General features: G+C 69.5%; 26 protein-coding genes and 3 tRNA genes. 18 read left to right on the top strand and 11 right to left on the bottom strand.

Annotated elements, in window-relative coordinates; all coding sequences use genetic code 11:
* Positions 1–5: 5 nt before the first annotated feature.
* Positions 6–365 carry a DUF6491 family protein gene (locus ACK4K7_RS04700; RefSeq protein ID WP_431864067.1) on the bottom strand — a complete coding sequence of 120 codons (360 nt, stop codon included), beginning with the start codon at positions 363–365 and terminating at the stop codon, positions 6–8.
* Positions 366–470: 105 nt separating this feature from the next.
* Between ACK4K7_RS04700 and ACK4K7_RS04695 the strand changes: the two genes are divergently transcribed.
* From ACK4K7_RS04695 to ACK4K7_RS04675, 5 genes are all read left to right on the top strand, one after another.
* The gene (locus ACK4K7_RS04695) at positions 471–1,781 is read left to right on the top strand and encodes an FAD-dependent oxidoreductase (protein ID WP_431864066.1); all 1,311 of its coding nucleotides are present in this window, start codon (positions 471–473) and stop codon (positions 1,779–1,781) included.
* A 120-nt stretch (positions 1,782–1,901) separates the two neighbouring features.
* Positions 1,902–1,978: transfer RNA gene (locus tag ACK4K7_RS04690), tRNA-Pro, on the top strand.
* Positions 1,979–2,206: 228 nt separating this feature from the next.
* Positions 2,207–3,985: an SLC13 family permease gene (locus tag ACK4K7_RS04685; RefSeq protein WP_431864099.1), complete on the top strand. Its 1,779-nt coding sequence runs from the start codon at positions 2,207–2,209 to the stop codon at positions 3,983–3,985.
* 45 nt (positions 3,986–4,030) lie between these two features.
* Positions 4,031–5,269, top strand: a complete 1,239-nt coding sequence (locus ACK4K7_RS04680; RefSeq protein ID WP_431864065.1) for a dicarboxylate/amino acid:cation symporter — start codon at positions 4,031–4,033, stop codon at positions 5,267–5,269.
* Entirely contained in the window at positions 5,259–5,543 is a 285-nt protein-coding gene (locus ACK4K7_RS04675) for an acylphosphatase (RefSeq protein WP_431864064.1), read from the top strand. Before ACK4K7_RS04680 ends, ACK4K7_RS04675 begins: the two co-directional genes overlap by 11 nt.
* A 168-nt stretch (positions 5,544–5,711) precedes the next feature.
* Here the strand turns inward: ACK4K7_RS04675 and ACK4K7_RS04670 are convergent, their stop codons facing one another.
* Positions 5,712–6,464, bottom strand: coding sequence for a class I SAM-dependent methyltransferase (locus ACK4K7_RS04670; RefSeq protein ID WP_431864063.1), 753 nt, complete (start codon positions 6,462–6,464; stop codon positions 5,712–5,714).
* A 27-nt stretch (positions 6,465–6,491) separates the two neighbouring features.
* Positions 6,492–7,781, bottom strand: coding sequence for an adenylosuccinate synthase (locus ACK4K7_RS04665; RefSeq protein WP_431864062.1), 1,290 nt, complete (start codon positions 7,779–7,781; stop codon positions 6,492–6,494).
* A 161-nt stretch (positions 7,782–7,942) separates the two neighbouring features.
* Between ACK4K7_RS04665 and ACK4K7_RS04660 the strand changes: the two genes are divergently transcribed.
* Complete coding sequence (locus tag ACK4K7_RS04660; protein ID WP_431864061.1) at positions 7,943–8,272, top strand: glycine zipper 2TM domain-containing protein; 330 nt, start codon at positions 7,943–7,945, stop codon at positions 8,270–8,272.
* Positions 8,273–8,344: 72 nt separating this feature from the next.
* Here the strand turns inward: ACK4K7_RS04660 and mscL are convergent, their stop codons facing one another.
* The 3 genes from mscL to ACK4K7_RS04645 all read right to left on the bottom strand — a co-directional run bounded on the left by mscL (position 8,345) and on the right by ACK4K7_RS04645 (position 9,674).
* Entirely contained in the window at positions 8,345–8,776 is a 432-nt protein-coding gene (gene mscL / locus ACK4K7_RS04655) for a large conductance mechanosensitive channel protein MscL (RefSeq protein ID WP_431864060.1), read from the bottom strand.
* A gap of 93 nt (positions 8,777–8,869) precedes the next feature.
* A complete protein-coding gene (locus ACK4K7_RS04650; protein WP_431864059.1) occupies positions 8,870–9,058 on the bottom strand; it encodes a hypothetical protein in 189 nt (62 codons plus the stop codon).
* Positions 9,059–9,185: 127 nt separating this feature from the next.
* Positions 9,186–9,674, bottom strand: coding sequence for a hypothetical protein (locus tag ACK4K7_RS04645; RefSeq protein ID WP_431864058.1), 489 nt, complete (start codon positions 9,672–9,674; stop codon positions 9,186–9,188).
* A 209-nt stretch (positions 9,675–9,883) separates the two neighbouring features.
* On the opposite strand from ACK4K7_RS04645, the gene ACK4K7_RS04640 reads away from it, so the two are divergent.
* Positions 9,884–9,976: transfer RNA gene (locus ACK4K7_RS04640), tRNA-Ser, on the top strand.
* Positions 9,977–10,001: 25 nt separating this feature from the next.
* Positions 10,002–10,388, top strand: coding sequence for a hypothetical protein (locus ACK4K7_RS04635; RefSeq protein WP_431864057.1), 387 nt, complete (start codon positions 10,002–10,004; stop codon positions 10,386–10,388).
* A 54-nt stretch (positions 10,389–10,442) separates the two neighbouring features.
* On the opposite strand, the gene ACK4K7_RS04630 is transcribed toward ACK4K7_RS04635, so the two are convergent.
* Positions 10,443–10,517: transfer RNA gene (locus tag ACK4K7_RS04630), tRNA-Gly, on the bottom strand.
* A gap of 167 nt (positions 10,518–10,684) precedes the next feature.
* Between ACK4K7_RS04630 and ACK4K7_RS04625 the strand changes: the two genes are divergently transcribed.
* The 3 genes from ACK4K7_RS04625 to ACK4K7_RS04615 are packed head-to-tail and all read left to right on the top strand — an operon-like array spanning position 10,685 to position 12,428.
* A complete protein-coding gene (locus tag ACK4K7_RS04625; protein ID WP_431864055.1) occupies positions 10,685–11,596 on the top strand; it encodes a tetratricopeptide repeat protein in 912 nt (303 codons plus the stop codon).
* On the top strand, positions 11,596–12,267 hold the full coding sequence (locus ACK4K7_RS04620) for an LON peptidase substrate-binding domain-containing protein (protein ID WP_431864054.1): 672 nt from the start codon (positions 11,596–11,598) through the stop codon (positions 12,265–12,267). The genes ACK4K7_RS04625 and ACK4K7_RS04620 overlap by 1 nt, the downstream gene beginning before the upstream one ends.
* Positions 12,264–12,428 carry a Trm112 family protein gene (locus ACK4K7_RS04615; RefSeq protein WP_431864053.1) on the top strand — a complete coding sequence of 55 codons (165 nt, stop codon included), beginning with the start codon at positions 12,264–12,266 and terminating at the stop codon, positions 12,426–12,428. Before ACK4K7_RS04620 ends, ACK4K7_RS04615 begins: the two co-directional genes overlap by 4 nt.
* Here ACK4K7_RS04615 and ACK4K7_RS04610 read toward each other — a convergent pair whose 3' ends face one another.
* The gene (locus ACK4K7_RS04610) at positions 12,429–13,637 is read right to left on the bottom strand and encodes an FAD-dependent monooxygenase (protein ID WP_431864051.1); all 1,209 of its coding nucleotides are present in this window, start codon (positions 13,635–13,637) and stop codon (positions 12,429–12,431) included.
* Between the two features lie 100 nt (positions 13,638–13,737).
* Here ACK4K7_RS04610 and ACK4K7_RS04605 point away from each other — a divergent pair, with 100 nt between their 5' ends.
* From ACK4K7_RS04605 to ACK4K7_RS04580, 6 genes are all read left to right on the top strand, one after another.
* Positions 13,738–16,059, top strand: a complete 2,322-nt coding sequence (locus ACK4K7_RS04605) for a DNA translocase FtsK (protein WP_431864050.1) — start codon at positions 13,738–13,740, stop codon at positions 16,057–16,059.
* A 132-nt stretch (positions 16,060–16,191) separates the two neighbouring features.
* Entirely contained in the window at positions 16,192–16,827 is a 636-nt protein-coding gene (locus ACK4K7_RS04600) for a LolA family protein (protein WP_431864049.1), read from the top strand.
* A 265-nt stretch (positions 16,828–17,092) separates the two neighbouring features.
* A complete protein-coding gene (locus ACK4K7_RS04595; RefSeq protein ID WP_431864048.1) occupies positions 17,093–17,899 on the top strand; it encodes an exodeoxyribonuclease III in 807 nt (268 codons plus the stop codon).
* Positions 17,896–18,939 (top strand): GTP cyclohydrolase II, encoded by a 1,044-nt coding sequence (gene ribA, locus ACK4K7_RS04590; protein ID WP_431864047.1) that lies wholly within the window; start codon positions 17,896–17,898, stop codon positions 18,937–18,939. The genes ACK4K7_RS04595 and ribA overlap by 4 nt, the downstream gene beginning before the upstream one ends.
* Positions 18,940–18,951: 12 nt before the next feature.
* Positions 18,952–19,995, top strand: a complete 1,044-nt coding sequence (locus ACK4K7_RS04585; protein WP_431864046.1) for a helix-turn-helix domain-containing protein — start codon at positions 18,952–18,954, stop codon at positions 19,993–19,995.
* 100 nt (positions 19,996–20,095) lie between these two features.
* On the top strand, positions 20,096–20,812 hold the full coding sequence (locus ACK4K7_RS04580; protein WP_431864045.1) for a CPBP family intramembrane glutamic endopeptidase, BDIM_20840 family: 717 nt from the start codon (positions 20,096–20,098) through the stop codon (positions 20,810–20,812).
* 57 nt (positions 20,813–20,869) lie between these two features.
* Here ACK4K7_RS04580 and ACK4K7_RS04575 read toward each other — a convergent pair whose 3' ends face one another.
* On the bottom strand, positions 20,870–22,804 hold the full coding sequence (locus tag ACK4K7_RS04575) for a TonB-dependent siderophore receptor (RefSeq protein ID WP_431864043.1): 1,935 nt from the start codon (positions 22,802–22,804) through the stop codon (positions 20,870–20,872).
* A gap of 117 nt (positions 22,805–22,921) precedes the next feature.
* On the bottom strand, positions 22,922–23,410 hold the full coding sequence (locus tag ACK4K7_RS04570; RefSeq protein ID WP_431864042.1) for a flavin reductase family protein: 489 nt from the start codon (positions 23,408–23,410) through the stop codon (positions 22,922–22,924).
* 107 nt (positions 23,411–23,517) lie between these two features.
* On the opposite strand from ACK4K7_RS04570, the gene ACK4K7_RS04565 reads away from it, so the two are divergent.
* Complete coding sequence (locus ACK4K7_RS04565) at positions 23,518–24,771, top strand: DUF418 domain-containing protein (RefSeq protein ID WP_431864041.1); 1,254 nt, start codon at positions 23,518–23,520, stop codon at positions 24,769–24,771.
* Positions 24,772–24,824: 53 nt separating this feature from the next.
* On the opposite strand, the gene rplQ is transcribed toward ACK4K7_RS04565, so the two are convergent.
* Positions 24,825–25,247, bottom strand: a complete 423-nt coding sequence (gene rplQ, locus ACK4K7_RS04560) for a 50S ribosomal protein L17 (protein ID WP_431864040.1) — start codon at positions 25,245–25,247, stop codon at positions 24,825–24,827.
* Between the last annotated feature and the right edge of the window lie 155 nt (positions 25,248–25,402).

Here is a 25,402-nt window from a genome sequence, read left to right as displayed (position 1 = left end):
AGGGCTCAGGCGCGGCTCGGCCGTTCCGTCCTGACCAGCGACTGGACCGGGCAACGCTGCCCTTCGACGATCAGCATGCCGAACCGGTCGAAGCTCGACGCGCCCCAGGTCTCGACGCCGATCGCGCGGGCGAAGGGCAGGCCGAGGCACGGCCCCATCAGCTCGGCGCGATACCATTGCCGGCTACGGTCCTGCAGATAGACGACGTCGCGCCCGGCCGGCACAAAATCGCGGATGCCGCCATGGTTGACGAACGGAATGCGGGCTTCCCGCGGCGCGTCCCGCGCCGGCGCGGCGCCCGCCGCGGAGATGCCGCCTGCGGCGACGAGGGCGGCGCCGAGGGTCAGGAGAGCTTTCTTCATCATGCGCCCGGACATAGCCTTCCCGCAATGAACCGACGCTGACCCGCGCGCCCTTGCCAGCGCCCGTGGCGACGCTACGCTGCCCGGCGGACAGGCGGAGGAGCGCGCATGCGGCACGTGGCGGTGATCGGCTCGGGACCGGCCGGCTATTACAGCGCCGAAGCGCTTCAGAAATCGTTCGGCGGCGCGGTCCGGATCGACGTGATCGACCGGCTGCCGGTGCCTTACGGCCTGATCCGGTCCGGGGTCGCGCCCGACCATCAATCGATCAAGGCGGTCTATCGCCGCTACGAAAAGGTCGCGCTGACCGACGATGTGCGCTTCGTCGGCAACGTCGCCGTCGGCCGCGACGTGTCGGTGGCCGAGCTGCTCGACCTTTACGACGCCGTGATCCTCGCCACCGGCGCGCCGAACGACCGCCCGCTCGGCATCCCGGGAAGCGACCTGCCGGGCGTGGTGGGATCGGCCGCCTTCGTCGGCTGGTATAACGGCCATCCCGATTTCGCCGATCTCGATCCGCCGCTCGGCGTGGAAGGGGCGGCGGTAATCGGCAACGGCAATGTCGCGCTCGACGTCGCACGCATCCTGGCCAAGACGCCGGTCGAATTCGTCGGCTCCGACATCGTCGCCCATGCCTTCGAGGCGCTCGGCAATTCGGCGGTGCGCGACATCCACATCCTTGGCCGCCGCGGCCCGCACCAGATCGCGATGACGCCGAAGGAACTGGGCGAGCTCGGCCACCTCGCCGACGCGATGCCGCGGGTCGATCCGGCCGATCTCCCGCCGGCGGCCGACGATGCGGCGCTGGAGCCCGGGCTGCGCAAGTCGGTGGCGCATCTGCGCGATTTCGCCGGCGGCGCGGGCGCGGGTCTGGGCAAGCGCAAGTCCATCCACTTCCGCTTCTTCGCCATGCCGGTCGCGATCGAGGGGGACGACCGGGTCGAGCGCATCCGTGTCGAAAAGACCCGGCTGGACGAGGCGCGGCGAGCCGTGCCCACCGGCGAGACGCAGGACATATCCTGCGGCCTGGTGGTGAGCTGCATCGGCTATTCCACCCCGCCGATTGAAGGGGTGCCCTATGACGACCGGCTCGGCCGCTTCCGCAACACGGACGGGGCGATCGGCGACGGGCTCTACTGCGTCGGCTGGGCGCGGCGTGGGCCCACCGGCACGATCGGCACCAACCGTCCCGACGGCTATGAGGTCGCCGAACGGATCGCGGCCGATCTCGGCGGCGGCGCGAGCGGGAAAGCGGGACGGCCGGGGCTCGACCGGCTTCTCGAAAGCCGCGGCGTCGACATCGTCACCTTCCGCGACTGGCAGAAGATCGAGGCGGCGGAAGCCGGCCGCGCCCGGGCCGGCAGCCCGCGCGAGAAGTTCACCTCCATCGCCGACATGCTGGCCGCGCGCGGCGGCTAGGGCACCGGCCGCCGCCCGAAAATAGTCGCCGCGACCGTGCGGAGGACGCTTGCGCTCCGCCGATCGCCTACCTATAGACGCCCAACCTGTCTTCCGGCTGGCCTTGGCCAGACACCCGGTCGGGGAGTAGCTCAGCCTGGTAGAGCACTGTCTTCGGGAGGCAGGGGCCGGAGGTTCGAATCCTCTCTCCCCGACCATTTCTTCATTCTTCATCCTCGCTTGCGTGATGCGGCGCCTTCTGGTGCCGGCGGAACGAAGGCGGGGCCGGCGCGTCGTGCGGCGGTGGGCCGGGCACCGATCTGGGCAGGCCGTCTGGCTGGAGCGTCCGTGAGCCGATTGCCCGTCGAAAACCGCCCGCGCCGCTTCCGCCGGGCCGGAAAAGCTGCTTTGCTGCGCGCGACCGGCTCCAGGGGGCGCGACGCGTGATGACGGCGATCCAGGCGTTCATCGCCGCCAACCAGGCGGTGATCGGGCTCGTCATCCTGGGCCTGATGCTGACCGCCTTCGTCACCGAACGGGTCCCGGCGACGGTGGTCGCGATCACCGGCGCCTGCACCTTCCTCGCGCTCGGCATCCTGGATTCGGCGAGCCTGTTCGGCGTCTTTTCCAATCATGCGCCGATCACCATCGCGGCGATGTTCGTGCTGTCGGGCGCGCTCATCCGCACCGGCACGCTGGAGGCGGCGGCGAACTTCGTGGTCGCGCGCGCCCGCAAGCATCCCCGCCTCGCCACCGCCGAACTGATGGTCGGCGTGTTCGTCGCCTCCGCCTTCATGAACAACACCCCGATCGTGATCGTGATGATCCCGATCATCGCGCGGCTCGCGGCGGCGACCGGTTTTTCGGTGAAGAAGCTGCTCATCCCCTTGAGCTTCTTCGCGATCATGGGCGGCACGACGACGCTGATCGGCACGTCCACCAACCTGCTGGTCGACGGCGTGGCGAGCGAGCAGGGCCTCGCCCGCTTCGGCATCTTCGAGATCACCGTCTACGGCCTGGTCGCCGCGGCGGCGGGGACGGCGGCCCTGCTGCTGCTCGGCCGCTGGCTGCTGCCGGAAGGCGAGCCGGACGAGCTGTTCCACAGCGGCGAGGACGCCGCCTTCCTCACCGAATTGTACGTGCCCGAAGACAGCGAGGCGGTCGGCCGCACGATCAAGTCGCTCGCCGCGCTGCGCCAGGTGAGCGTGATCGCGATCAAGCGCGACGCGGAGATGATCCGCGGCGAGGTGGGCGAGGAGGCGATCGCGGCCGGCGACCGGCTGGTGGTCCGGGCGGGGCTGCAGGAGCTGCTGACGCTGCGCAACTCCCGCCGTTTTCAGGCCGGGCTCGCCATCGTCGGCGATGCGGCGCCGGACAGCGAAGCGGTCGTCGAGGCGACGGTGGCGCCGAGCCATCCGAGCCTTGGCCGGCGGCTCGCCGAAATCCCGTTCCTCAACCGGCTTCCGGTGCGGATCCTGGGCGTCAACCGCCACAACCACCTGCCCGGCCCGGATCTTCCCAACAGCCGCATCCGCCCGGCCGACCGGCTGCTCGTCACCGGCTCGGAAGAGGCGATCCGGCGGATGTACGAGAATCCCCATCTGATCGGCGTCGGCCAGACCCGCGCCCAGGCGTTCCGTCGCGGCAAGGCGCCGATCGCGGCGCTGGCGCTCGCGGCGGTGGTGACGCTGAGCGCGCTCGACCTCGTCGGCATCGGCGTCGCGGCGATCCTCGCGGTCGGCATCATCCTCGTCACGCGCTGCATCGACACCGAGGAAGCCTGGCGGTCGATCGACGGCAACGTCCTCGTCCTCATCTTCGCGATGCTGGCGGTCGGCGTGGCGCTCGACCGGGCGGGGAGCGTGCAGCTCATCATCAGCGGCATCTCGCCCTGGCTGGGCGGCATGTCGCCCCTCATCCTGCTGTTTACCATCTACGTGGTGTCCAGCATCCTCACCGAAGTCGTCACCAACAATGCGGTGGCGGTGATCATGACGCCGCTCGTCATCGCTTTGGGCGTCGATCTCGGCATCGATCCCCGCCCGCTCGTCATCGCCGTCATGTTCGCCGCGTCGGCGAGCTTCGCCACCCCGATCGGCTACCAGACCAACACCATGGTCTATGCGGCCGGCAACTACCGCTTCCTGGACTTCGTGAAGGTGGGCGTGCCGATGAACCTCATCGTCGGCCTCGCCACTTGCATCGCCTTGTCCGTGCTTTACTGATCCTCGCACACCCGCCGCCCGAGCGGGCATAGGGAGGATGTGCGCGTGGTGAGAGCCTGGTTCCGGATTCCGTTGTGGCAGAGGGTGATCGGCGCGCTGATCCTGGGCGTGATCACCGGCCTCCTGTGGGGGGAGGGCGCCGAGCAGATCAAATGGATCGGCGACTTCTTCATCCGCGCGATCCGGATGCTGGTGGTGCCGCTCATCCTCTTCTCGCTGGTCGCCGGCGTCGCCGCCATCGGCGACCTCCGGAAGCTCGGGACGGTCGGCGGCCGGGCCCTCCTGCTGTTCGTCATCACCGGCTTCGCGTCGGTGACGCTAGGGCTGACGCTGGGCACGCTGGTGACGCCGGGCGCGGGACGGACGTTCGAACTTCCCGAAGGCGCCACCATTCCCGAGCCGGCGGAAACCTCCGTCACCGAGATGATCCTGGCGATGATCCCGTCCAACCCGGTTCAGACGATGGCGCAGGGCGACGTCCTGCCGCTGATCGTTTTCGCCTTGCTGTTCGGCATCGGCATCCTGATGGCGGGCAAGGACGCGGCGCCGGTCGCGCGCGGCGTCGATGCGGCGGCGCTGGTCATGCAGAAGATGACGATGCTGGTGATGGAACTCACCCCGTTCGGCGTGTTCGCGCTGATGGCCTGGGTCGCCGGCACGTTCGGTTATGAAGGGCTGATCCCGCTCGCGAGCCTCGTCGCGCTCAATTATCTGGGCTGCCTCATCATCATCGCGGTCATCTATGGCGGGCTGGTGCGGCTGGTCGCGCGCCTGCCGCTGATCGATTTCTTCCGCGGCATGGCGGACGCGATGGCGGTCGCTTATTCGACCGCCTCGTCCTCGGCGACGCTGCCGGTGACCCTGCGCTGCGTCCAGCGCAACCTCGGCGTCTCCAAGTCGGTGTCGAGCTTCGTCGTGTCGCTGGGCGCGACCATCAACATGAACGGCACGGCCATGTATCTGGGCCTCGCCACCTTGTTCGGCGCGCAGATCTTTGGCGTGACGCTGACCTTCGGCGATTATGTGATGATCGCCATCACCGCCACGCTGGGCGCGATCGGCGCGGCCGGCATACCGGGCGCGGGGCTCATCATGATGGGCCTCGTCTTCACCAGCGTCGGCGTGCCGCTCGAGACCATCGCCTTCGTCGCCGGCGTCGACCGGATCATGGACATGATGCGCACCGCCACCAACATCACCGGCGACGGCGCGGTGTCGGTCGCGGTGGCGCGGATGACGGGCGACATCGATGTCGAGGAGTTCGAATCGGCCGATGACGTCTGAGCCTGGTCGGCGGCTGCGGATCCGGGGACGGGTCCAGGGCGTGTTCTACCGCAACTGGATGGTGAACGCCGCCCGCGACCTCGGCCTCGCCGGCTGGGTACGCAACCGGAGCGACGGCAGCGTCGAGGCGGAGGCGTTCGGCCCAATCGAGGCGCTGGATCGGCTGGTAGCGCTCTGCCGCGAAGGCCCGCCCGCGGCGGAGGTCACGGGGATCGAGAGCGAAGCGGCGCATGGCCCGGCTCCCGCCGGCTTCGAGAAGCGGCCGACGCTCTAAAACTCCTCCCCGGTACGGGGAGGGGGCCGCGCGCCGCAAGCGCGTGGTGGAGGGGTAAAACGCCTCTGGAAGGCCGCGGCGCAAGAACAACCGCCCCATGGCCCCTCCACCACCGCCTTCGGCGGCGGTCCCCCTCCCCTGAGTCTTCGCTCAGGGGAGGAATTGGATCTACCTCACCCGCCTGCCGATCAGGGTGCCTTTGACGCCGCGCTTGTCGAGCACGAAATCGAAGTTCGGCCACATCTTCTTCCAGCGCCGCGCCACCACGCGTTCCCCGGGGCGGGCGGCGTCGTCGAGCATCACCACGCCGCCGACCGGGATGCGGCCGAACAGGGTGGCGGCGGCGCCGCGGGTGAAGGGGTGGATCGACCAGGGCGGCCCGTCGACCAGCATGAAGTCGATGCGGTCGGGCAGCGGTTCGTGGTCGTACCACAGGCCCGGCCAGCCGCCCGGCGAGGGACGCAGCGGCACGGCGCGCAGATCCGCCTCCAACCCGTGTTCGGCCAGCCACTCGCGGGTCTTCTGGGCGAATTCCTCATGCTGCTCGATGCTGATGAAGGTGCGCGGCCCGCCGGCCAGCTTCAGCGCCTTGGCGACGATCAGGGTCGAGGCGCCGGTGCCGAATTCGACCACCGTCTCCGGCCGTTCGGCGAGGATATGGTCGGCGACGAGCTGCAGCAGCCCGGTATCGGCCTTCCAGCTGCCGAGATTGGGGAGGGCGTCCTGCGGAAGGTCGAGGCCGGCGAGCAGCGCCCGCTTCGAGGCCTTGCTGCCGCCGTAGAGGCTCTTGGCGAGCCAGGGGGCGTTGAGCGCGCCGAAGGCGAGCAGGGTCGCCCAATCCCTCACCCCCCACTGGTCGCGCAGCCATTCCTCCGCGGCATGGGTGCGCGAGAGCAGGCTGGTGGCTTCACGAGACGTCATAATCGTTACGCCTTTATAGCAATTGGATCAGCCGGCGAAGGGATCGCGCACGAGAATCGTGTCTTCCCGCTCCGGACTGGTTGAAACCAAAGCGACCGGACATGCGATGAGTTCCTCCACGCGCCGGATGTACTTGATCGCCTGGGCGGGGAGCTGGGCCCAGCTGCGGGCGCCGGCGGTGGACTCGGACCAGCCGTCGATCGTCTCGTAGATCGGCTCCACCGCCGCCTGGTCGGCGGCATGGGCGGGCAGGTGACCGAGGACGCGGTCGCCGAGCCGATAGCCGGTGCAGATGCGGATCTCGTCGAGCCCGTCGAGCACGTCCAGCTTGGTGAGCGCGATGCCGGTGACGCCGGAAACCGCGCAGGACTGGCGCACCAGCACCGCGTCGAACCAGCCGCAGCGGCGCTTGCGCCCCGTCACCGTGCCGAACTCGCGCCCGCGCTCGCCGAGCCGCTGGCCGATTTCGTCGTCCAGCTCGGTCGGGAACGGGCCGGAGCCGACACGGGTGGTGTAGGCCTTGACGATGCCGAGCACGAAGCCCGCCGCCGAGGGGCCGAGGCCGGTGCCGCCCGCGGCCGTTCCGGCGATGGTGTTGGACGAGGTGACGAACGGGTAGGTGCCGTGATCGACGTCGAGCAGCACGCCCTGCGCGCCTTCGAACAGGATGCGGCGGCCTTCGGCGCGGGCCGCGTTCAGCGTCATCCACACCGGGCGGGCGAACTGCAGGACGAAGTCGGCGATTTCGCCGAGGTCCCGCTCCAGCCGCGCGCGGTCGATCGGCGGCTCGCCGAAGCCGGCGCGCAGCGCGTCGTGATGGGCGCAGAGGCGATCGAGCTGCGGGCCGAGATCGCCGAGATGGGCGAGGTCGCAGACCCGGATCGCGCGGCGGCCGACCTTGTCCTCATAGGCCGGGCCGATGCCGCGGCGGGTGGTGCCGATCTTGCCCTGGCCCGACGCATCTTCGCGCAGCGCGTCGAGATCGCGGTGGAAAGGAAGGATGAGCGGGCAGGTGTCGGCGATCTGGAGCGTGTCGGGGGTGACGGCGACGCCCTGTTCCCTGAGCTTTCCGACCTCGGTGCGGAGCGCCCACGGGTCGAGCACCACGCCGTTGCCGATTACCGACAGGGTGCCGCGCACGATGCCGGAGGGGAGCAGCGACAATTTGTAGATCTGGTCGCCCACGACCAAAGTGTGGCCGGCATTGTGGCCGCCCTGGAAGCGGGCGACGACATCGGCCCGGCTGGCCAGCCAGTCGACGATCTTGCCCTTGCCCTCGTCGCCCCACTGGCCGCCGATCACGGTTACGTTCGCCAAGTCGCGCCTTTCCGGAAAAATCCCGCGCCGCCTCTACGGGCTGGGCGTGCCCACGTCCAGCTTGCCCGCGCATGAGCCGATCGTTGTTTTATGTTCATGCAACATTGCCGCGGCGGCGATCGTTTTAGGGGTGAGTTTCGACAAAGACGGAGTTGCAAGTCATGCGTAACATCACCCTCGCCGCCGCGGCGGCCACGATGGCGATCCCGGCCACGCTGGCGCTGCCGGCCCCGGCGGAGGCGCAGCGCTACGCCAGCTATTACGACCAGCGCGGCTACTATAACGGCCCGACCTGGCGCGGGCGCGACGGCCGCATCTACTGCCGTCGCCCGAACGGCACGACCGGCCTTCTGATCGGCGGCGCCGCCGGCGCCCTGATCGGCCGCGAAGTGGCCGGCCGCGGCGACCGCACGATGGGCGCGATCATCGGCGGCGCGGCGGGCGCCCTCATCGGCCGCGAGGTCGAGCGCGGCCGGGCCCGCTGCCGCTAAGGCCCTCTTCCCTATCGATGCGTGTGTAACGGCGGGGCGCCCTGTATCCAGGCGCCCCGCTTTTTCGTGTCCTCAGCGGCGCTTCAGTTCGTCGCGGATCTCGCGCAGGACCAGCAGCTCGTCGGTCGGGGCCGGCGGGGCGCCCGCCTCTTCCTCCTTCCTCCGGCTGAGTCGGGCGGCCATGCGGACGAACTGGAAGATGATGAAGGCGAGGATCAGGAAATTGACCACCGCCGTGATGAACTGGCCGTAGCCTAGCATCGGTACGCCCGCTTCCTTCAGCGCCGCATAATTGTCGAGCGATCCCGCATAGGCTTCGGGGATCGGACCCAGGCGGATGAAATAGTTCGAGAAATCGAGGCCGCCGAAGATGGCACCGATCACCGGCATCAGCACGTCGTCGGTCAGCGACGAGACGATGGTGGCGAACGCGGCGCCGATGATGACGGCGACGGCGAGGTCGAGCACGTTGCCGCGCGCGATGAAGGCCTTGAACTCTCCCATGTCGAAACCCCCCGGTGGTTGCGCTTCTTGTTAAGGAGACAGGCGCGCCGCGAGGCGCACGCCGTCATGTGTCGGCGCGCAGGCGGCGCGGCGTCAAGCCTGGATCTGGATGTCGGTGGTGGCGCGAAGGGTGAGGGTGAGGTTGCGCTCGATGCCGTCGACGCGGCGCTCGCATTCGACCGCCATCTGGATCAGCGTTTCCTCGACCCGCTTGTCCGTCACCGCGGCCGCGAGCCGGCGGCAGCGCGCCGCTTCTTCCTTCAGCAATTCGAGTTCGGACATGGGAAAGCCGCGCTGGTTGTGCTCAGATGTCGTTCAACGCCGACGCGGACCTGCGGTTTCCCCGGTAGGAAGATTGAGGGGAGATTGTTGCGGGCGGGCCACAGGGCTGTGGCCCGCCCGAACGCCGTTACCAGCGATAATTGTGGGTGCGGAAGCTGGCGATGCGGCCGTTGGTGCGCACTTCGCAGGTCACCGCGACCCGCTGCGCGACGCCGCGACGGTCCCAGCCGACATTGCGGCGATAGTCGCGCACGTCGACCGCGCCGAGCACGCGAACCCGGTCGCGGAAGCGCTGCACGTCGCTGACGTGGAAGCGCACGTCGCCGCGGCGGGCGTAGCGCCGGTCGGCCTCATATTGGCAGGCGTTCACCGCATGCCGTTCGAAGCCGCGATCGTAGCCGTAGCGGTCATAGCCATAGCCATGGCCGTAACGGTCGCGGCTGGCGGCCGACGCGATGGCGACGACGCCGGCCACCGCCGCCACGCCGGCGATGATCTCGCCCGCGCTGACGCCGCGGTCGCGCTCGTAATATTGTGCCTGGGCCGGGCTCGCGGCGGCCGCGGACAGGAGAGCGGCTGCGGCGGCGCCGGTGGTCAGCTTCATCAAAGCTTTCATCTGGTGCCTCCTTTTCCTGGTCGCCGGACGTTTCCGGCCATGTTCCCCTTTTACAGGAGGGGCCATGACCTCGTACTGAACCGGCCTGTAGGGGGACGTTCAGGAAAGTCGGGCTTTATCTGAACGGCTGCACCTGGCCGGATTTGCCAAGCGGGCGGATTGATTGACGCGCGGGCGGCCTCTATATGCCAGTGCCGCAGCGCTTTTCCGGAGACGTGGGTGAGTGGCTGAAACCAGCGGTTTGCTAAACCGCCGTAGGGGGATTACTCCTACCGAGGGTTCGAATCCCTCCGTCTCCGCCAGCCGCCGAATTCACGGGACATCGTCATGACCAAAACCTCCGTCCTGGCGCTCGCCGCTGTGGGCCTGCTCGCCGCCTGCGGCGAGACGCCGACCTTCAACACCGCCGAGACCGCGGCCGCGCCGCTGCCCGAGCAGGCCTGCGCGGACGTGCGCAAGGCGCTGGGCGAGCTCAGCACGCGGGTCGGCATCGTCTACGAAAATGGCGAGGCGACGATCGAGAATACAGTGTGGATGCAGCTGGGCGGGGCGGCTCAGGACCAGATCGTCCAGGCGCTCGCGGTTGAAGCCGCCTGCGGCCAGGATTCCCCGCCCCGCGAACAGCGCGTCCTCGTCCGCGACGAAACCGGCCGCACCATCACCGACCGCACCGTCCCCGTCGCCGCCGACCTCAGCGACCTCGTCGGCGGCTGAGGGCGCAGGTCGCGCGCCGGGCGGCGCGCATGTGCCTCTGAATTTCTGGAAAACTGGAGCGGGCGAAGGGATTCGAACCCTCGACCCCAACCTTGGCAAGGTTGTGCTCTACCCCTGAGCTACGCCCGCTCTGGCGTTTGGTGCCGCTGGCAAGCGGCCCGGGTGAGGCGGCGCAGCTAGCACGGGCCATTCGGCCCCGCAACCCCCTTCCGCCGCGCGTCCGTGCGGGGTTGGCAGACAGGCCGCCGATCCCACATAGACGGGCGTCAGATAGGTGGCACAGCGGAGAATGTGAAGTGGCGACTTTGGGTATGAGCGCGGCCGAGCGCGAGGCGCTGGAGACATTCCGGCGCGATGTGATCGAGCCGAGCCGGACGGCGCTGATCATCCTCGATTTCTGGGCGGAATGGTGCGGCCCGTGCAAGCAGCTGACGCCGGTGCTGGAAAAGGTGGCGGCCGATTACGCGGCCCGCGGCGTGAAGCTCGTCAAGATCAACGTCGACGAGAACAAGTTCATCGCCGCGCAATTCCGGGTGCAGTCGATCCCGACCGTCTACGCCTTTTTTCAGGGCCAGCCCGTCGCCGACCTCACCCCGGCCCGCACCGAGAGCCAGCTCGCCCGCGCGCTCGACCAGATCCTGGCGCAGATCCCGGTCGAAGGCGAGGAACAGCAGCTGGAGGCCGAGATCGCGCCGCTCGTCGAGATGGGCGAGCAGGTGCTGGCCGACGGCGACGCCGAGCGCGCCGCCTCGATCTTCCGCCAGCTTCTGGAGATGGCGCCGGACAATGCCGAGGTCGTCTCGGGCCTGGCGCGCGCGCTGGTGGCCGGCGGCCATGCCGACGAGGCGCGCGGCCTGCTGGACGCGGCACCGGAAAAGCTCGCCGCCGACCCGGCGATCGCACGGGCGCGCTCGACGCTGGCGCTGGCCGACATCGCCCCCGCCGATGCCGACCGGTCCGCGCTGGAGCGGCGAATCGACGCCGATCCGGACGATCATGAGGCGCGCTACGAGCTGGCCGGGCTGCTGATGAGCCGCGGCGAGCGCGACGAAGCCGCCGACCAGCTGCTCGAGTCGGTGCGGCGCGACCGCGACTGGAACGAGGGCGCGGCGCGCAAGCGCCTGCTCCAGTTCCTGGAGGTGGTCGGGCTGGAAGACCCCTGGACCGGCCAGCAGCGGCGGCGCCTTTCCGCCATCCTGTTCACCTGATGACCCGGGCGGCGCTCCTTCGGGTCCCGATCTTCCCGCTGGGCGGGGCGCTGCTGTTTCCGCGCGCGCAGCTCCCGCTCCACATCTTCGAGCCGCGCTACCGGGCGATGGTGCGCGACGCGCTCGCCAGCGACCGGCTGATCGCGATGGTGCAGCCCAAGCCGGTGGTCGCCGACCCGGCGGGCACGCCGCGCGCCGACCGCAACGACCCGCCGCCGGTGTTCGAAATCGGCTGCATCGGCCGGATCGCGGCCTGCAATGAGCTCGACGACGGGCGCTTCAACATCGTGCTCGAAGGGCTGTCGCGCTTCCGCATCGCGCGCGAGGCGGAGGTCGACACGCTCTACCGCCAGGTCGACGCCGATCGCAGCGGCTTCGACGACGGCACCGAGCCCGAGCCGCTCGGCCTGGCCCAGCGCGCGGAGATCGAGCGCGAGGCGCGCCGCTATGCCGACGCGCTCGGCTACCGGGTCGACTGGACGGCGGTGTCCAACCTCGACGACGAGATGCTGGTGAACGGCATCGCCCAGGTGGCGCCGCTCGACATCTCCTCGAAACAGGCGTTGCTCGAAGCCGGCGACCTCGCGGTGCGCGCCGACCTGCTCGTCCAGTTCCTCCAGTTCCAGCGCATGTCGCCGGGCGGCGCCGACGGCCCGGAGACGCTGCAGTGACGGCGGAGGATCTGGCCACCGTCCTGGTCTGCCCCGCCACGCGCACGCCCCTGCGCCTGGACGCGGAGCGCCATGAATGGGTCTCCGACGAAGCCGGCCTCGCTTATCCGATCCGCGACGGCGTCCCGGTCCTGCTGATCGAGGACGCGCGGCGGGTCTAGCTAGACGGTAAGCCCGCGCAGGAGGAGGGGCAGGTCGCCGCTTTCGCCGCGGGCTTCGGCCATCAGGCGGTCCTTGACCGGGCCGAGGCGGTGGATCGCCGACATGCCGAAGCGGCGCACCTGGGAAGCGAGCCGGCCGGGAACGCCGTAGACGCGGGTGAGCGCGTCGGTGGCGGCGGCGACGGCGAAGGTGTCGAGGCTGCGCCAGCGGCGGTAGCGATCGAGCAGCTGCGCGTCGCCGAGGTCGAGCCCGAGCCGCGCGCCTTCGACCAGCACCTGGGTGAGCGCCGCCACGTCGCGGAAGCCGAGATTGAGGCCCTGGCCGGCGATCGGGTGGATGCCGTGCGCCGCATCGCCGACCAGGGCCAGCCGCTCGGCGGTGATCTGGACGGCATGGTGGAAGCCGAGCCGGTAGCTGGAACGCGGACCGGCGATCTCGAGCGGCCCGAGGAAGCCGCCAATCTTCTTTTCCAGCTCGTGCGTCAGCGCCCGGCCGGGCAGGTCGATGAGGGCGGGCGCGTCTTCCGCGCGCACCGACCAGACGATCGCGGACCGGTCGCCCGGAAGCATCGGCAGGATCGCGAACGGGCCTTCCGGATAGAAGATCTCGTAGGCGACATTTTCGTGCGCGCGGGCGTGGTTCACGGTGACGATCAGCGCGACATGATCGTAGCTCCAGCGCGCGAGCGGGATGCGGGCGAGATCGCGCGTCGGCGAGTTGCGTCCTTCCGCGCCGATCAGCAGCGGCGCCGAGAGCAGCCGGCTGTCCTCGGTCGCGACGCGCACGCCGCTCGCGTCCCGCACCACCTCCGCCGGGTGGGCGGGCATGACCAGGCTGATCCCGTCCGCCGCGACCGCGCAGTCGCGCAGCGCCCGGCGAATCAGCCGGTTTTCGAACATGATGCCGAGCGGATCGTCGCCCGGCGGGGCGTCGAAGACGAGGCCGCCCGGCTCCAGCCCGTCGCTCACCCGAATCGATTCGATCGGGCAGCCCGCGCCCTCCAGCCGGTCGGCGACGCCGATCGCCTCGAGCATCCGATAGGAGGAGGAGGAGACGGCGGTCGCGCGGCCGTCATAGACGGCGCTCAGCGTCGCCTCCGGATCCTGCGGATCGACGACGATGCTGGAGAGGCCATGCCGGTCCAGCGCGATGGCGAGCGTCAGCCCGACCAGGCCTCCGCCGAGGATGATGACGTCCGCGCGCTCCATTTTGTCCGTCTAGCGATGCAGGCGTGCAACGCCAAGCGCTTGACCGGGGAGTCCCGACGGGCGCATTAAGGTTAAGGGCGGAACATACGGGGCACGAGCGATGGCGACGGCAGCGACGCGCGCCGGTCGGAACGATCGGCTGGCGGAATGGGGAGACGCCCTGAAGCGGGCGGCGAAGCGATCCGCGGGGATCGCCTGCGGAACCGTGCTGATCGGCGGCGCGGCGGGAGCGGGGCTGGCGATGGTCAGCTATCGCCCCACCGATCCCTCGCTCAACACCGCCGCGGGCGGACCGGTCGGCAACTGGATGGGCGGCGCCGGCGCCTATGCGGCCGATTTCCTTCTGACGATGATGGGGCCGGCCGCCGGCCTGCTGCTGCCGCTGGCGGTGATCGTGGGGCTGAGGCTGCTACGCGCCGCGCCGGCCGGACGCTGGCTGCGCGCGCTGCTGACGATGCTGGCGGCGACCGTCTTCCTCGGCACCGCGACCGCGCTGCTGATCGCGGGCGCGGTCGATGGCCTGCCGGCGGGCTGGGGCGGCGCCTTCGGACTGACGCTCGCCGGCCTGATCGAACTCGGCCTCGGCGCGATCGGCGAGCCGGGCATTTCCGAGCCGTTCCGGATCGTCGTCATCGGCCTGTCGGCGCTGGCGGGCCTGGTGCTCGCCTGGTTCGGCCTCGGTCTCCAGCCGGAGGAACGCGAATGGCTCGCCAGCCGGCGCCTGCGCCGCGCCGCTTTGGGCGCGGAGCTGGACGAGGAGGGGGAGCCGCTGCCCGACCCCGCCGAGCGGCCGGCCCGCGCGCCGGTCATCGTCCCGCCGGAGCCGCGCAACACCGTCATCGCGGAGCGCCGGGCGCCCGAGGCGCGCCGCCCCCCGCGCGAGCGGCAGCCCTCGCTCGCGCTCGGCGACAGCTATGCGCTCCCCTCGGTCGAGCTGCTGAACGCGGTGCCGCCGCCCGCCAACGCCCATATCGACAAGGCGGCGCTGGAGCGGAACGCGCGCCTGCTCGAATCGGTGCTCGAGGATTTCTCGGTGAAGGGCGAGATCGTCGAGGTTCGGCCCGGCCCGGTGGTGACGATGTACGAGCTGGAGCCCGCCTCCGGCATCAAAGCGAGCCGGGTCATCCAGCTCGCCGACGACATCGCGCGCAACATGTCGGCGCTGTCGGCCCGCGTCGCGACCATTCCCGGTCGCTCGGTGATCGGCATCGAGCTTCCCAACGCCAAGCGCGAAATGGTGTCGCTGCGCGAGCTGATGGAAAGCGAGGCGTTCGAGGACCAGGTCGCCGCTTTGCCGCTGATCCTGGGCAAGAACATCGCCGGCGATCCGGTCGTCGCCGATCTCGCGCCGATGCCCCACCTGCTCGTCGCCGGCACCACCGGCTCGGGCAAGTCGGTCGGCCTCAACTGCATGATCCTCTCGCTGCTCTACCGGCTGACGCCCGAGCAGTGCAAAATGATCATGATCGACCCCAAGATGCTGGAACTCAGCGTCTATGACGACATCCCGCATCTGCTCGCCCCGGTGGTGACGGAGCCCGCCAAGGCGATCCGCGCCTTGAAATGGACGGTCGAGCAGATGGAGGAGCGCTATCGCATGATGGCGTCGATCGGCGTGCGGCAGCTGTCCAGCTTCAACGCCAAGGTGCGCGAGGCGCGGATGAAGAGCCAGACGCTCGGCCGCCGCGTCCAGACCGGCTACGATCCGGAGACCGGCCAGCCCAAATATGAGATGGAGGAGCTCGAATATGACGTGCTCCCCCAGATCGTCGTGGTGGTGGATGAGCTCGCCGACCTGATGATGACGGCGGGCAAGGAGGTCGAGTTCCTGATCCAGCGGCTGGCGCAGAAGGCGCGGGCGGCCGGCATCCACCTCATCATGGCGACGCAGCGCCCGTCGGTCGACGTCATCACCGGCGTCATCAAGGCGAACCTGCCGACCCGCATCTCCTTCTCGGTCACGTCGAAGATCGACAGCCGCACCATCCTCGGCGAGCAGGGCGCCGAGCAGCTGCTCGGCAAGGGCGACATGCTCTACATGCCCGGCGGCAAGCAGATCGCCCGCGTCCATGGCCCCTTCGTCTCCGACGACGAGGTGCGCCGCGTCGCCGAACATTGGCGCGGCCAGGGCACGCCCGATTACATCATGGCGGTGACCGAGGAGCCGGAGGACGGCGGCTACATGTTCGAGGGCCAGCCGACCGGCGACGACGATCCGGAGACCCAGCTCTACCGCAAGGCGGTGCAGACGGTGGCGGAAGGGCAGAAGGCCTCCACCTCCTGGCTCCAGCGCCAGCTCCGGGTCGGCTACAACAACGCCGCCCGCCTCATCGAGCGGATGGAGAAAGACGGCATCGTCTCCGCGCCCGACCATGTCGGCCGGCGCGAAGTGCTGATCGACACGGAAGGCCATCCGATCTGATCCGGCGCCGGAGGGAGGGTTCGCCCGCCTCGGTCCCACCTGAACGCGGGGGAACCGGAGGGTTCAGTGCGCATTCAAGGCGGCGCACCTATGTCCCCCGCCAAATCGGATCAATTTTACGGAGATTGTCTCATGACGGCTTTTCGCGCGCTCGCTTTGGCCGCGGCACCGGTGGCCCTCGCCGCGGTGGCGGTGCAGATGCCGGTCGCGGCCCAGGCGCAGGCCTCCGGCCTCGCCCAGGTGCAGGCGCACCTCAAGGCCACCTCGACGATGACGGCCAATTTCACCCAAACCGACCGGCGCGGCCAGTCGCTGAACGGCCAGCTGACGCTGAAGCGGCCCGGCAAGATCCGCTTCGAATATGGCCGCGGCACCAACATGCTGATCGTCGGCGACGGTCGCGCGCTGCACATGATCGATTATGACGTGCGGCAGGTCTCGCGCTGGCCGATCAACGATTCGCCGCTGTCGGTCCTCCTCAACCCCGACCAGGATCTCGGCCGCTTCGCCCGGGTGGTCGAAGAGAACCGCCAGGCGCTGCTGGTCGAGGCCCGCGACCCGCGCCGTCCGGAATTCGGCACGATCTCGATCGCGTTCGCCAAGGTGCCGTCGGCGCCGGCGGGCCTGTTGCTGAGCGGGTGGACCACGGTCGACGCGCAGAACAACCGCACCACCATCCGCCTGTCCAACCAGCGGTTCAACGTCCAGGTGGCGGACAGCGCCTTCCGCTGGACCGATCCGCGCCGCAGCGGCGGTCCGCGCGGCTAAATTTTTGAAGCCAACCGGGAAAGTTGGGAATGTTCATCGGCCCGACAGGAAAGGGTCGTTATTTGAAAGACTGCAATTGCGAGGGATCGCATCCGGATTTTCCCCCTGTTGTCCGGACCGGCTCCTGCAATTGACCTCGCGTCATAAGCGCTAGGTAGGCCCTCGCTCCACGCCCCCGGAGCGGGGGCCTTTCCTTTGCGCCGCCTGCAATATCGACAGGGCCTGAAACATCGACAGGCGATGTCGCTGAAGCTAAGCCCCGGCCATGTCGACCAACGGTAACGCCACTCTCAAGATCGCCTCCTGGAACATCAATTCGGTGCGCGCGCGCGCCGCCATCGTCGAGCGCTTCCTGACCGAGGAGCGGCCCGACATCCTGTGCCTGCAGGAAACCAAGGTCCGCGACAGCGACTTCCCGCACGCCTTCTTCCACAAGCTCGGCTACACCCACATCGTCATCTGCGGCCAGCAGATGCATCATGGCGTCGCCATCGTCAGCCGCATTCCCCTGCAGGAGGAGGAGCGGCACGACTGGCAGGCGAACGGCGAGGCGCGCCACGTCGGCGTCCGGCTCGATTGCGGCATCCGGCTCGAGAACGTCTATGTTCCGGCCGGCGGCGACGTGCCCGACCGGGAGGCCAATCCCAAGTTCGGGCAGAAGCTCGATTTCCTCGGACGGATGACGCGCTGGTCGGAGACCTGCCGCCGCCCGACCATCATGGTGGGCGATTTCAACGTGGCGCCGCTCGAATGCGACGTGTGGAGCCACAAGCAGCTGCTGAACGTCGTCAGCCACACGCCCGTCGAGGTGGAGGCGCTCGGCCGGCTCCAGGACAGCAACGGCTGGGTCGATCTCGGCCGCACCTTCGTGCCGGCGCCCGGCCGCATGTTCACCTGGTGGAGCTACCGCTCGCCCGACTGGACCCGCAACGATCGCGGCCGGCGGCTCGACCATATGTGGGCGACGCCCGACGTGGCGCTGACCGCCGTCGACCATCATGTCTACGAGCCGTGCCGCGGCTGGGAGCGGCCGTCGGACCACGTGCCGCTGGTCACCGGGTTCGCGGTGTGAACGGCGGGCGCGACGTCGCCCGCGCGGTCGACGCGCTGCGGCGGGGCTGGCCGGTCGAGATCGACGGCACCGCCTTCCTCGCCGTCGAGACGGCCGACGAGGCCGCGCTCGCCGCCTTCGACGCGGACGGAAGCGCGGACATCCTCGTCTCCGGCAACCGCGCGGTGACGCTGAAGCTCGCCAACCAGATCGAGGGCGTTCCGACCGGGCCGGTGCGGATCGCCCGCGCGCCCTGGCACGACCTGGCCGGCGCCACCGCGATCGCCGATCCCGCGCTCGATCTCAAAACTCCGCTCAAGGGGCCGTTCCAGGCGGTGCCGCTCGGTGCGCCCGATGCGGCCGGGGCCGCGCTGCGGCTCGCCCGGCTGGCGGGGCTCCTCCCCGCCTTCTTCATCGGCGGGCGCGGCGACGGCACCGCGATCGCGTCGGCCGACGTCGCGGCGGCGCTCGATTCGCCGGAGGTGTCGATCGCCTCGCGCGCGCGGCTGCCGGTCGCGGCGGCCGAACAGGCGGAGATCGTCGCCTTCCGCGTGTCCGGCGACGCCGCCGAACATGTCGCGCTCGTGATCGGCGCGCCGACCGGCCGACCGCCGCTCGTCCGGCTGCACAGCGAGTGCCTGACCGGCGACGTGCTCGGATCGCTCAAATGCGATTGCGGGCCGCAGCTCGACGCCGCGCTCGCCGCTATCGCGGCCGAAGGCTGGGGCATCCTCCTTTATCTGCGCCAGGAAGGGCGGGCGATCGGCCTCGTCAACAAGCTGCGGGCCTATGCGCTGCAGGACCAGGGCTACGATACGGTCGACGCCAATCTGCGGCTCGGCTTCGGCGACGACGAGCGCAACTTCGCGGTGGCGGCGAGCATGCTGGCGCGGCTGTCGCAGGACGAAGTGCGTCTCCTCACCAACAATCCGCGCAAGGTGGAGGGGCTGGAGGCGCAGGGGATCCGCGTCGCGGAGCGGGTGCCGCTGAAGGCCGGCCTCAACCCGCACAACCGCCTCTACCTCGCCACCAAGCGCGATCGCAGCGGCCATCATTTCTAGGAAGGGGCGGCGATGAGCTGGGGGCATGTCGACGTCGCGGTGAGGATCGGCGCCATCGCCGTCCTGCTGCTGCTCGCATGGCTGCTGTTCCGGGAACGGGCGCGGATCGGGCTCCCTGGCCTGCTGTTCGCCCCGCTCGCGGTCTGCGTGTCGGGCTTCCTCATCGGCAACACGCCCGATCCTGCCTTGCGCCTGTCCGGCCCGCCGGCCGCGGCCGCGAGCGCCGCCAGCGGATTCGCCGTCGTCTTCCTGTGGTGGTTCTGCCTCGCCTGCTTCGATCCGCGCTTCCGGCCGCGCGGCGCCGTGCTGGCGACCGGCCTCGCCTGGCTGGCGCTCGCCGCGGCGGACCGGGCGACGGGCGAGGACCTGCCGAGCCTGTCGCCGCTGCTCGTCGCGATGGGCTTCGGCATCGTCGCCAACCTCGTCTGGCGGCTCTATGACGAGCGCGAAGGCGACCTCATCGAGGCGCGCTACGACGCGCGGGCGCTGGTGGCGGTGGCGCTCGGCGGCCTGCTGCTGGTCGACCTCACGGTCGATCTGGTCTTCGGCTTCGGCTGGCGGCCCTTGCCCTTCGCGCTGGCGCAGAACGGCTTCATCCTGGGCTTCGCCGTCTGGCTCGCCGGCCGCACCATCCATGCGCGGGCGAACGTGCTCAGCTTCGACGCCGCCGCACGTCCCGCCCCGGCCGCCCCGACCGGGCCGGACCGCGACGATCCGCTGCGCCGCCGCCTGTCGGAGCTGATCGAGGTGGAGCGGGTCCATCTCGATCCGGAGCTCAGCTTCGCGGCCTTCGTCCGGCGCATGGCGGCGCCCGAGCGGGCGGTGCGCAGGCTGATCAACCACGATCTCGGCTTCGATCATTTCCGCGCCTTCCTCAATCACCACCGCATGGCCGAGGCGCGGCGCCTGCTCGCGGATCCGGCGCGGTCCTCCGACAAGCTGATCGCGATCGCGCTCGACAGCGGCTTCGCCTCTTTGCCGAGCTTCAACCGCGTGTTCCGCGACCTCGAGGATTGCACGCCCGGCGAATATCGCAGCGCCGCCCGCGGCGCCTGACGAAAAGCCGGCTTTCGAGCAACGCCGCGCCGCCTTTTGAGAAGCGCGCGGCGGCGAAAAGCGCCACAAAGCGGGCGTCATCCACAGGAAAGCCTCGCCCGTGAACGCCCTCATCGGACTTGCCGCCACCATCGCCATCCTGCTGCTCCTGGGCGGCGCCATCGGCCTTGCCGACCGCGAGCGCTTCGCGCCGCGCTGGCTGCTCGCCGCCGCCGCGCTGGTGGCGGTCAACGACGCGCTGCTGACGCGGGGCTTCGGCACCCTCCCCCAGCTGCTGCCGGAAGGCGACTGGAACTGGCAGGGCAAGCTCCTCGCGCTCGCCGCGACGCTCGCCATCGCCGCGCTGCCCGCGTTCGGCTGGCGCCGCGTCGGCCTCACCCTGCGGCAGGCGCCCGGCAGCCTCGTCGCCGCGCTGCCGGTGGCGGCGCTCTATTGCGGCTTCTTCCTGCTGCTCGCCCTCCTGTTCGACGGCGGCGCCGCGAGCGGCGAGGACGTCGCCTTCCAGCTCACCCTGCCGGGGCTGGAGGAAGAGCCGTTCTACCGCGGCCTGCTGCTGTTCGCGCTCTACAAGGCGTTCGCCGGCCGCTGGCGCTTTTTGGGGGTGGACTGGGGCTGGGGCGCATTGCTGTCGTCCGTCCTGTTCGGCCTGACCCACGCCTTCGGCTATTCGGACGGCGCCTTCGCGTTCGACCCGCTGACGATGGCGCTCACCGCCCTCCCCGCCTTCATCGCCGTCTGGCTGCGCCTGCGCACCGGCAGCCTCCTCCTCCCCATCCTCCTCCACAATTTCGGCAACGCCATCATGCTGATGATGTGAAGGTGATCGCGGACGGCCGGACGGATCGCCCGGGCGACGAGCCCGGACTCCACTCCGTCAGAAGTCCGCCGTCAGGCTGAGCATGAAGCGGCGCGTGTCGATGAAACGGAAGGCGGAGTTGGAGAAGACGTTCCAGTCATAGACGTTAAAGACGTTCGTGACGCGGGCCCGCAGCGTGGCCGGGGTGCCTCCCGCCGTAAACCGGTAGCGGGCACCGAGGTCGACGATCGTCGTCGGATCGGTGGTGAGTTGTCGCCCTCCAAGCTCTGCATGCTCGGCCGCGCCGGCGATCTTCCCGCTCTGGTTGGTGACGCCGAGATCAAGCGAGACGGGCTGGAGAAAGGGCAGCCTATAGTCGAAATTCGCTCGGACGATCCTGCCGGCCGTCCCCACCGGCCTCCGGCCGATGATCCCCAATTCCACCGCCTCGCCGGAGACTTCGGCGTCCAGGAACACCGCGCCGACCACCACGCTCAGGCCGTCGACCGGCTGTCCGGCGAGCGAAAGTTCCACGCCGCGATGCCGGACCGTGCCGAGCTCCCGATAGATTCGGTCCGGATCGAGGTTGAAATAGGGCTTGCGCACGTCGAACAGGCCGGCGACCAGGCTGAGGCGCGGCAGGACCGCCCAGCGCAGCCCGGCGTCGCGCTGGCTCGTCCTGAGCGCGGGCGGCGCCGCGTTCCGGTTCACGGCATTGGCCGGCGCCACCCCGCTCTCCTCCAGGCCCCTCGTATAACCCGCATAAGCGACCAGGCGGTTCGCGAGGTGGAGCGCCATGGTCCCGTTGTAGAGCCACGGCTTGTCCTTGCTCGTCAGGGTCGTGCGGCCGGGAATGTCCGTGCGCTTTTCATAGTCGGTTGTCTGAAGCCCGAGGCTGAGCTCGCCGACCCCGAGCCAGCGCAATTCATAGCCGATCCCGCCGGTGATCTGGCGAACCCGGTCGCGCGACATGGATCCGAAGCTGAAATCCGGCTCCGGCACGTCCTCCGTCCGGCCGATGACGCCCGGGCCGAGGTCGCGCACGTCCGCGCCGCCATAGGATCGGGCGGTGTCACGGCCGCGGGCCGAAAGGTGGAAGACGTGCTGGCGGGTGCCTTCCGTATGCGTGTGGGTGGAGCGCAATTCCCCGGAAGTCGAGGCGGTCCTCTGGTCCTGCTGGGCCACGATCGTTCGCTGCGCCGAGCCGTCCGGCTGAACGTTGCGGTAAAGTTCGGTAAGGCCGGTCTCCTGCACGGTTTCCCAGCGGAACAGGCCGGCCCGGATGGTCCAGCCGCCGGACAGCCGGACCGAGCCGAGGCCGCCATAATGCTGGCGGCTGACGTCGCTCCTGGCCCAGTCGAGCCCGAAATAGCTGCGCTCGATCCTGGGCGGCAAATAGGGTCCGCCGACGAAGATGAAGGGGACGTCCTTGTCGTCGCGCGTGTCGAAGCGTCCGTAGAAGGTCTTGACCTCGACTGCCTCGTCCGGACGCCAGCGCAGCACGCCGCCGCCCTGCAGCGCCTTGGACGTCTCCCCCGGAAAATTCTCCTCGTAGCGGTAGGTCAGGCCGCCGGCCACGGCCAGCCGGTCGCGAACGATCGGGAGCTGGGCGTCGATGTCCACCAGCCGGGTTCCGAACGGCCCGATGGACAGCATTGGGCTCAACACGGCGTCGTTCCCCGGGCTCCTCAGCGAAAAGTCGGCGATCCCCGTCGGGGCGGGAAAGGGGTAGCTCTGGGCCGTCAGGCCGACCCTGATCGTGGAGCCGGTCACCAGGCGGGAGACGAAGCCGCCATGTTCGGTGACGGACAGCCCGTCGATGCGGATGTTGCCGGCGACGATCGGATTGAAGCCGCGCACGTCCACCACAGTGTAGAGGCCGATCCGTTCATTGCCGACGCTGGTGCCGAACGCGTCGTCGGCAGCTCTCACGGCATTCTCGTCGGCGCGTTGGCCGAGCGCAGGGGTTGCAGAGGCGACAAGAATGGCAATGAGGCTGACGGACCGAAGCATGATTGTTCCTTCACTCGTGTCCGTCGGTTCTGCTCCTTGTGAATCAATCGGATAAGTGCCGGAGGTCGGTCCCTGCGCCCGTGACTTCCGGCCTATGATGCAGCTTGGCGCGCGCGCTCAGAGCGCGCTGGCATAGGCTCCGTTCAGATAGACGAGCGGGTCAACGTCGTCGCGCACCACCACTTCCTCCACCACGCCGATGAAGATCGAATGGGTGCCGAACTGGTGATGGTCGATGCGCCGGCACAGCAGGCTCGCCTGGGCGTCGGCGAGCCGGGGCGGGCGGGCGCAGTCGACGTGCCAACCGCCGGCGAAGCGCAGCGCCGCCTGGTTCCGGTCGGCGAACATGCGGGCGATATGCTCCTGCTCGCGGTGGAGCACGTTCACGCCGAAATGCGACACGTCGCCCATCGAGGCGTGGACCGAGGCGGCGCGGTTGATGCAGACGAGCAGGCTCGGCGGGTCCATCGCGATTGACGACATGGCGGTGGCGGTGATCCCCATCGGCTGCCCGTCGACGCAGATGCTGATCACGTTCACCGTGGAGGCGACCCGCCGCATCGCCTGGCGGAAGGATTCGTGGAGGACGGGATCGGGCGCTGCCATGGCCCGCACATGGTCAGCGCCGGCCCCGGAGGCAAGCGCCAAAAGCGCGGTTGAACAAAGCCGCCGAAGCGATCATCAAGCGCTTTCCACCGCCAGGGGAGGGGCAGATGACGGCAACCACCGCGCCGGGACCGCGGATCGCGACGCTCGACATCGTCCGCGGCGTGGCGGTGATGGGCATCCTGGCGATGAACATCCTCGGCTTCGCTTTGCCCTCCCAGGCCTATTTCAACCCGCGCGCATATGGCGGGGCGGACGGGGCGGACCTGTGGGCCTGGATCCTGAGCTTCATCTTCGTCGACGGGAAGATGCGCGGCCTCTTCTCCTTCCTGTTCGGCGCCAGCATGCTGCTCGTCATCGAACGGGCCGCGGCGAAGAACGAGAATCCGGCCGCCGTCCATTATCGCCGGATGGCCTGGTTGCTCCTGTTCGGCCTCGCGCATCTCTACTTCATCTGGTGGGGCGACATCCTGTCCCATTACGCCCTGATCGGCCTCGTCGCCTATTTCTTCCGCAACCAGAAAGTGGCGACGTTGATCAAATGGGCGGCCGGCCTGCTGGTCGTCCAGACGGCCGTGATGGCGATGATGGCGTTCGGCTTCCTGACCGTGAGCGCCGCCGCCGCCGCCCCCGACGCCAGCCCTGACGTGGTCGCCCAGTGGCAGGCGCTCAAGGCCGATTTCGCGCCGCCGCCGCCCGATGTGCTGGAAGAGGATCTCGCCACTCATCGCGGGCCGTGGGTGGGGCAGGTGGTGCACCGGCTGGAGGATTGGCACGGGCCGGTCACCTTCCTCCCCTTCTTCGGCTGGGAGACGCTGGCCTACATGCTGCTCGGCATGGCGGGGCTGAAGAGCGGCTTCCTGACCGGCGCCTGGGACCGGGCGCGCTACCGCCGCTGGGCGCTGGTCGGCTATGCGATCAGCGTTCCCGTCTACGCGCTGTTCGCCTGGCTGGTGGTCCGGTCGGGCTTCGACACGGCGCTGACGGTGGCGCTCGGCTTCGCGGCGCCGACGCCGGTGCGCCCGGTGATGATCATCGCCCATGCCGCGCTCATCGTGCTCGCCTTCGGCGGCGGCGGCTGGCTGGCCGACCGGATCGGCGCGGCGGGCCGGGCGGCGTTCACCAACTATCTCGGCACGTCGATCCTGATGACCTTCATCTTCTACGGCTGGGGCCTCGGCCTCTACGGGCAGCTCGGCCGGGCGGAAATCTATCTGCTGGTGCCGCTCGCCTGGGCGCTGATGCTGCTCTGGTCGAAGCCGTGGCTCGACCGCAATCGCTACGGCCCGTTCGAATGGCTGTGGCGCTCGCTGGCGCGCGGCCGCCTCCAGCCGATGCGCAAGGCGCCGTCCGCCGCATAAAGAAAGGGCCGCCCCGGCGGGACGGCCCTGTCATCATCCGGTTCGAGGCGGGATCAGGCCGCTTCGTCCATCTCTTCGTCGCTCATCACCGGGCCCGAATCCTGGCCCTTGGCGGAAACGTCGCGGTCGACCAGCTCGATGATCGCCATCGGCGCCGCGTCCGAGGCGCGGATGCCGGCCTTGATGATGCGGGTGTAGCCGCCGTTGCGGTCCGCATAGCGGGCCGCCAGCACGTCGAACAGCTTGACGAGCTGGGTGTCGTCCATCAGCCGCGCATGGGCGAGGCGGCGGTTCGACAGGCCGCCCTTCTTGGCGAGCGTGATCAGCTTCTCGACATAGGGGCGAAGCTCCTTGGCCTTGGCCGTCGTCGTCTTGATCTGCTCGTGCTTGATGAGGGCCGCCGCCATGTTGCGGAACAGGGCCGCGCGGTGGCTGGAGGTGCGCTGGAGCTTACGCCCGCCGACGCGATGACGCATGGGTCTTTCCTTTCGTTCGTACCGGGACCGTTCGAGGTATCCCGGGCCAGGCGGTCTTCGTCGGGGCCGCCCATTCCCCGAAACGACAAAGCGGGGCCCCAGCCCCGCCTTCGTGCCGCGCTCCCAAAGCGGATCGGCGCCGGAAAGTCAAGGTC

Origin of the sequence: Allosphingosinicella sp., from assembly GCF_046295735.1 — a bacterium.
Taxonomy (GTDB): domain Bacteria; phylum Pseudomonadota; class Alphaproteobacteria; order Sphingomonadales; family Sphingomonadaceae; genus Allosphingosinicella.
Note: the sequence above shows the minus strand (reverse complement) of the source record. Positions and strands in the feature narration are given on the sequence as shown.

Excerpts from the sequence above, each read along its gene's own strand:
- ACK4K7_RS04700 (WP_431864067.1), bottom strand. The coding sequence starts at position 365 with ATGATGAAGAAAGCTCTCCTGACCCTCGGCGCCGCCCTCGTCGCCGCA.
- ACK4K7_RS04695 (WP_431864066.1), top strand. The coding sequence starts at position 471 with ATGCGGCACGTGGCGGTGATCGGCTCGGGACCGGCCGGCTATTACAGC.
- ACK4K7_RS04685 (WP_431864099.1), top strand. The coding sequence starts at position 2,207 with ATGACGGCGATCCAGGCGTTCATCGCCGCCAACCAGGCGGTGATCGGG.
- ACK4K7_RS04675 (WP_431864064.1), top strand. The coding sequence starts at position 5,259 with ATGACGTCTGAGCCTGGTCGGCGGCTGCGGATCCGGGGACGGGTCCAG.
- ACK4K7_RS04670 (WP_431864063.1), bottom strand. The coding sequence starts at position 6,464 with ATGACGTCTCGTGAAGCCACCAGCCTGCTCTCGCGCACCCATGCCGCG.
- ACK4K7_RS04660 (WP_431864061.1), top strand. The coding sequence starts at position 7,943 with ATGCGTAACATCACCCTCGCCGCCGCGGCGGCCACGATGGCGATCCCG.
- mscL (WP_431864060.1), bottom strand. The coding sequence starts at position 8,776 with ATGGGAGAGTTCAAGGCCTTCATCGCGCGCGGCAACGTGCTCGACCTC.
- ACK4K7_RS04650 (WP_431864059.1), bottom strand. The coding sequence starts at position 9,058 with ATGTCCGAACTCGAATTGCTGAAGGAAGAAGCGGCGCGCTGCCGCCGG.
- ACK4K7_RS04645 (WP_431864058.1), bottom strand. The coding sequence starts at position 9,674 with ATGAAAGCTTTGATGAAGCTGACCACCGGCGCCGCCGCAGCCGCTCTC.
- ACK4K7_RS04635 (WP_431864057.1), top strand. The coding sequence starts at position 10,002 with ATGACCAAAACCTCCGTCCTGGCGCTCGCCGCTGTGGGCCTGCTCGCC.
- ACK4K7_RS04620 (WP_431864054.1), top strand. The coding sequence starts at position 11,596 with ATGACCCGGGCGGCGCTCCTTCGGGTCCCGATCTTCCCGCTGGGCGGG.
- ACK4K7_RS04610 (WP_431864051.1), bottom strand. The coding sequence starts at position 13,637 with ATGGAGCGCGCGGACGTCATCATCCTCGGCGGAGGCCTGGTCGGGCTG.
- ACK4K7_RS04605 (WP_431864050.1), top strand. The coding sequence starts at position 13,738 with ATGGCGACGGCAGCGACGCGCGCCGGTCGGAACGATCGGCTGGCGGAA.
- ACK4K7_RS04600 (WP_431864049.1), top strand. The coding sequence starts at position 16,192 with ATGACGGCTTTTCGCGCGCTCGCTTTGGCCGCGGCACCGGTGGCCCTC.
- ACK4K7_RS04595 (WP_431864048.1), top strand. The coding sequence starts at position 17,093 with ATGTCGACCAACGGTAACGCCACTCTCAAGATCGCCTCCTGGAACATC.
- ACK4K7_RS04585 (WP_431864046.1), top strand. The coding sequence starts at position 18,952 with ATGAGCTGGGGGCATGTCGACGTCGCGGTGAGGATCGGCGCCATCGCC.
- ACK4K7_RS04575 (WP_431864043.1), bottom strand. The coding sequence starts at position 22,804 with ATGCTTCGGTCCGTCAGCCTCATTGCCATTCTTGTCGCCTCTGCAACC.
- ACK4K7_RS04570 (WP_431864042.1), bottom strand. The coding sequence starts at position 23,410 with ATGGCAGCGCCCGATCCCGTCCTCCACGAATCCTTCCGCCAGGCGATG.
- ACK4K7_RS04565 (WP_431864041.1), top strand. The coding sequence starts at position 23,518 with ATGACGGCAACCACCGCGCCGGGACCGCGGATCGCGACGCTCGACATC.
- rplQ (WP_431864040.1), bottom strand. The coding sequence starts at position 25,247 with ATGCGTCATCGCGTCGGCGGGCGTAAGCTCCAGCGCACCTCCAGCCAC.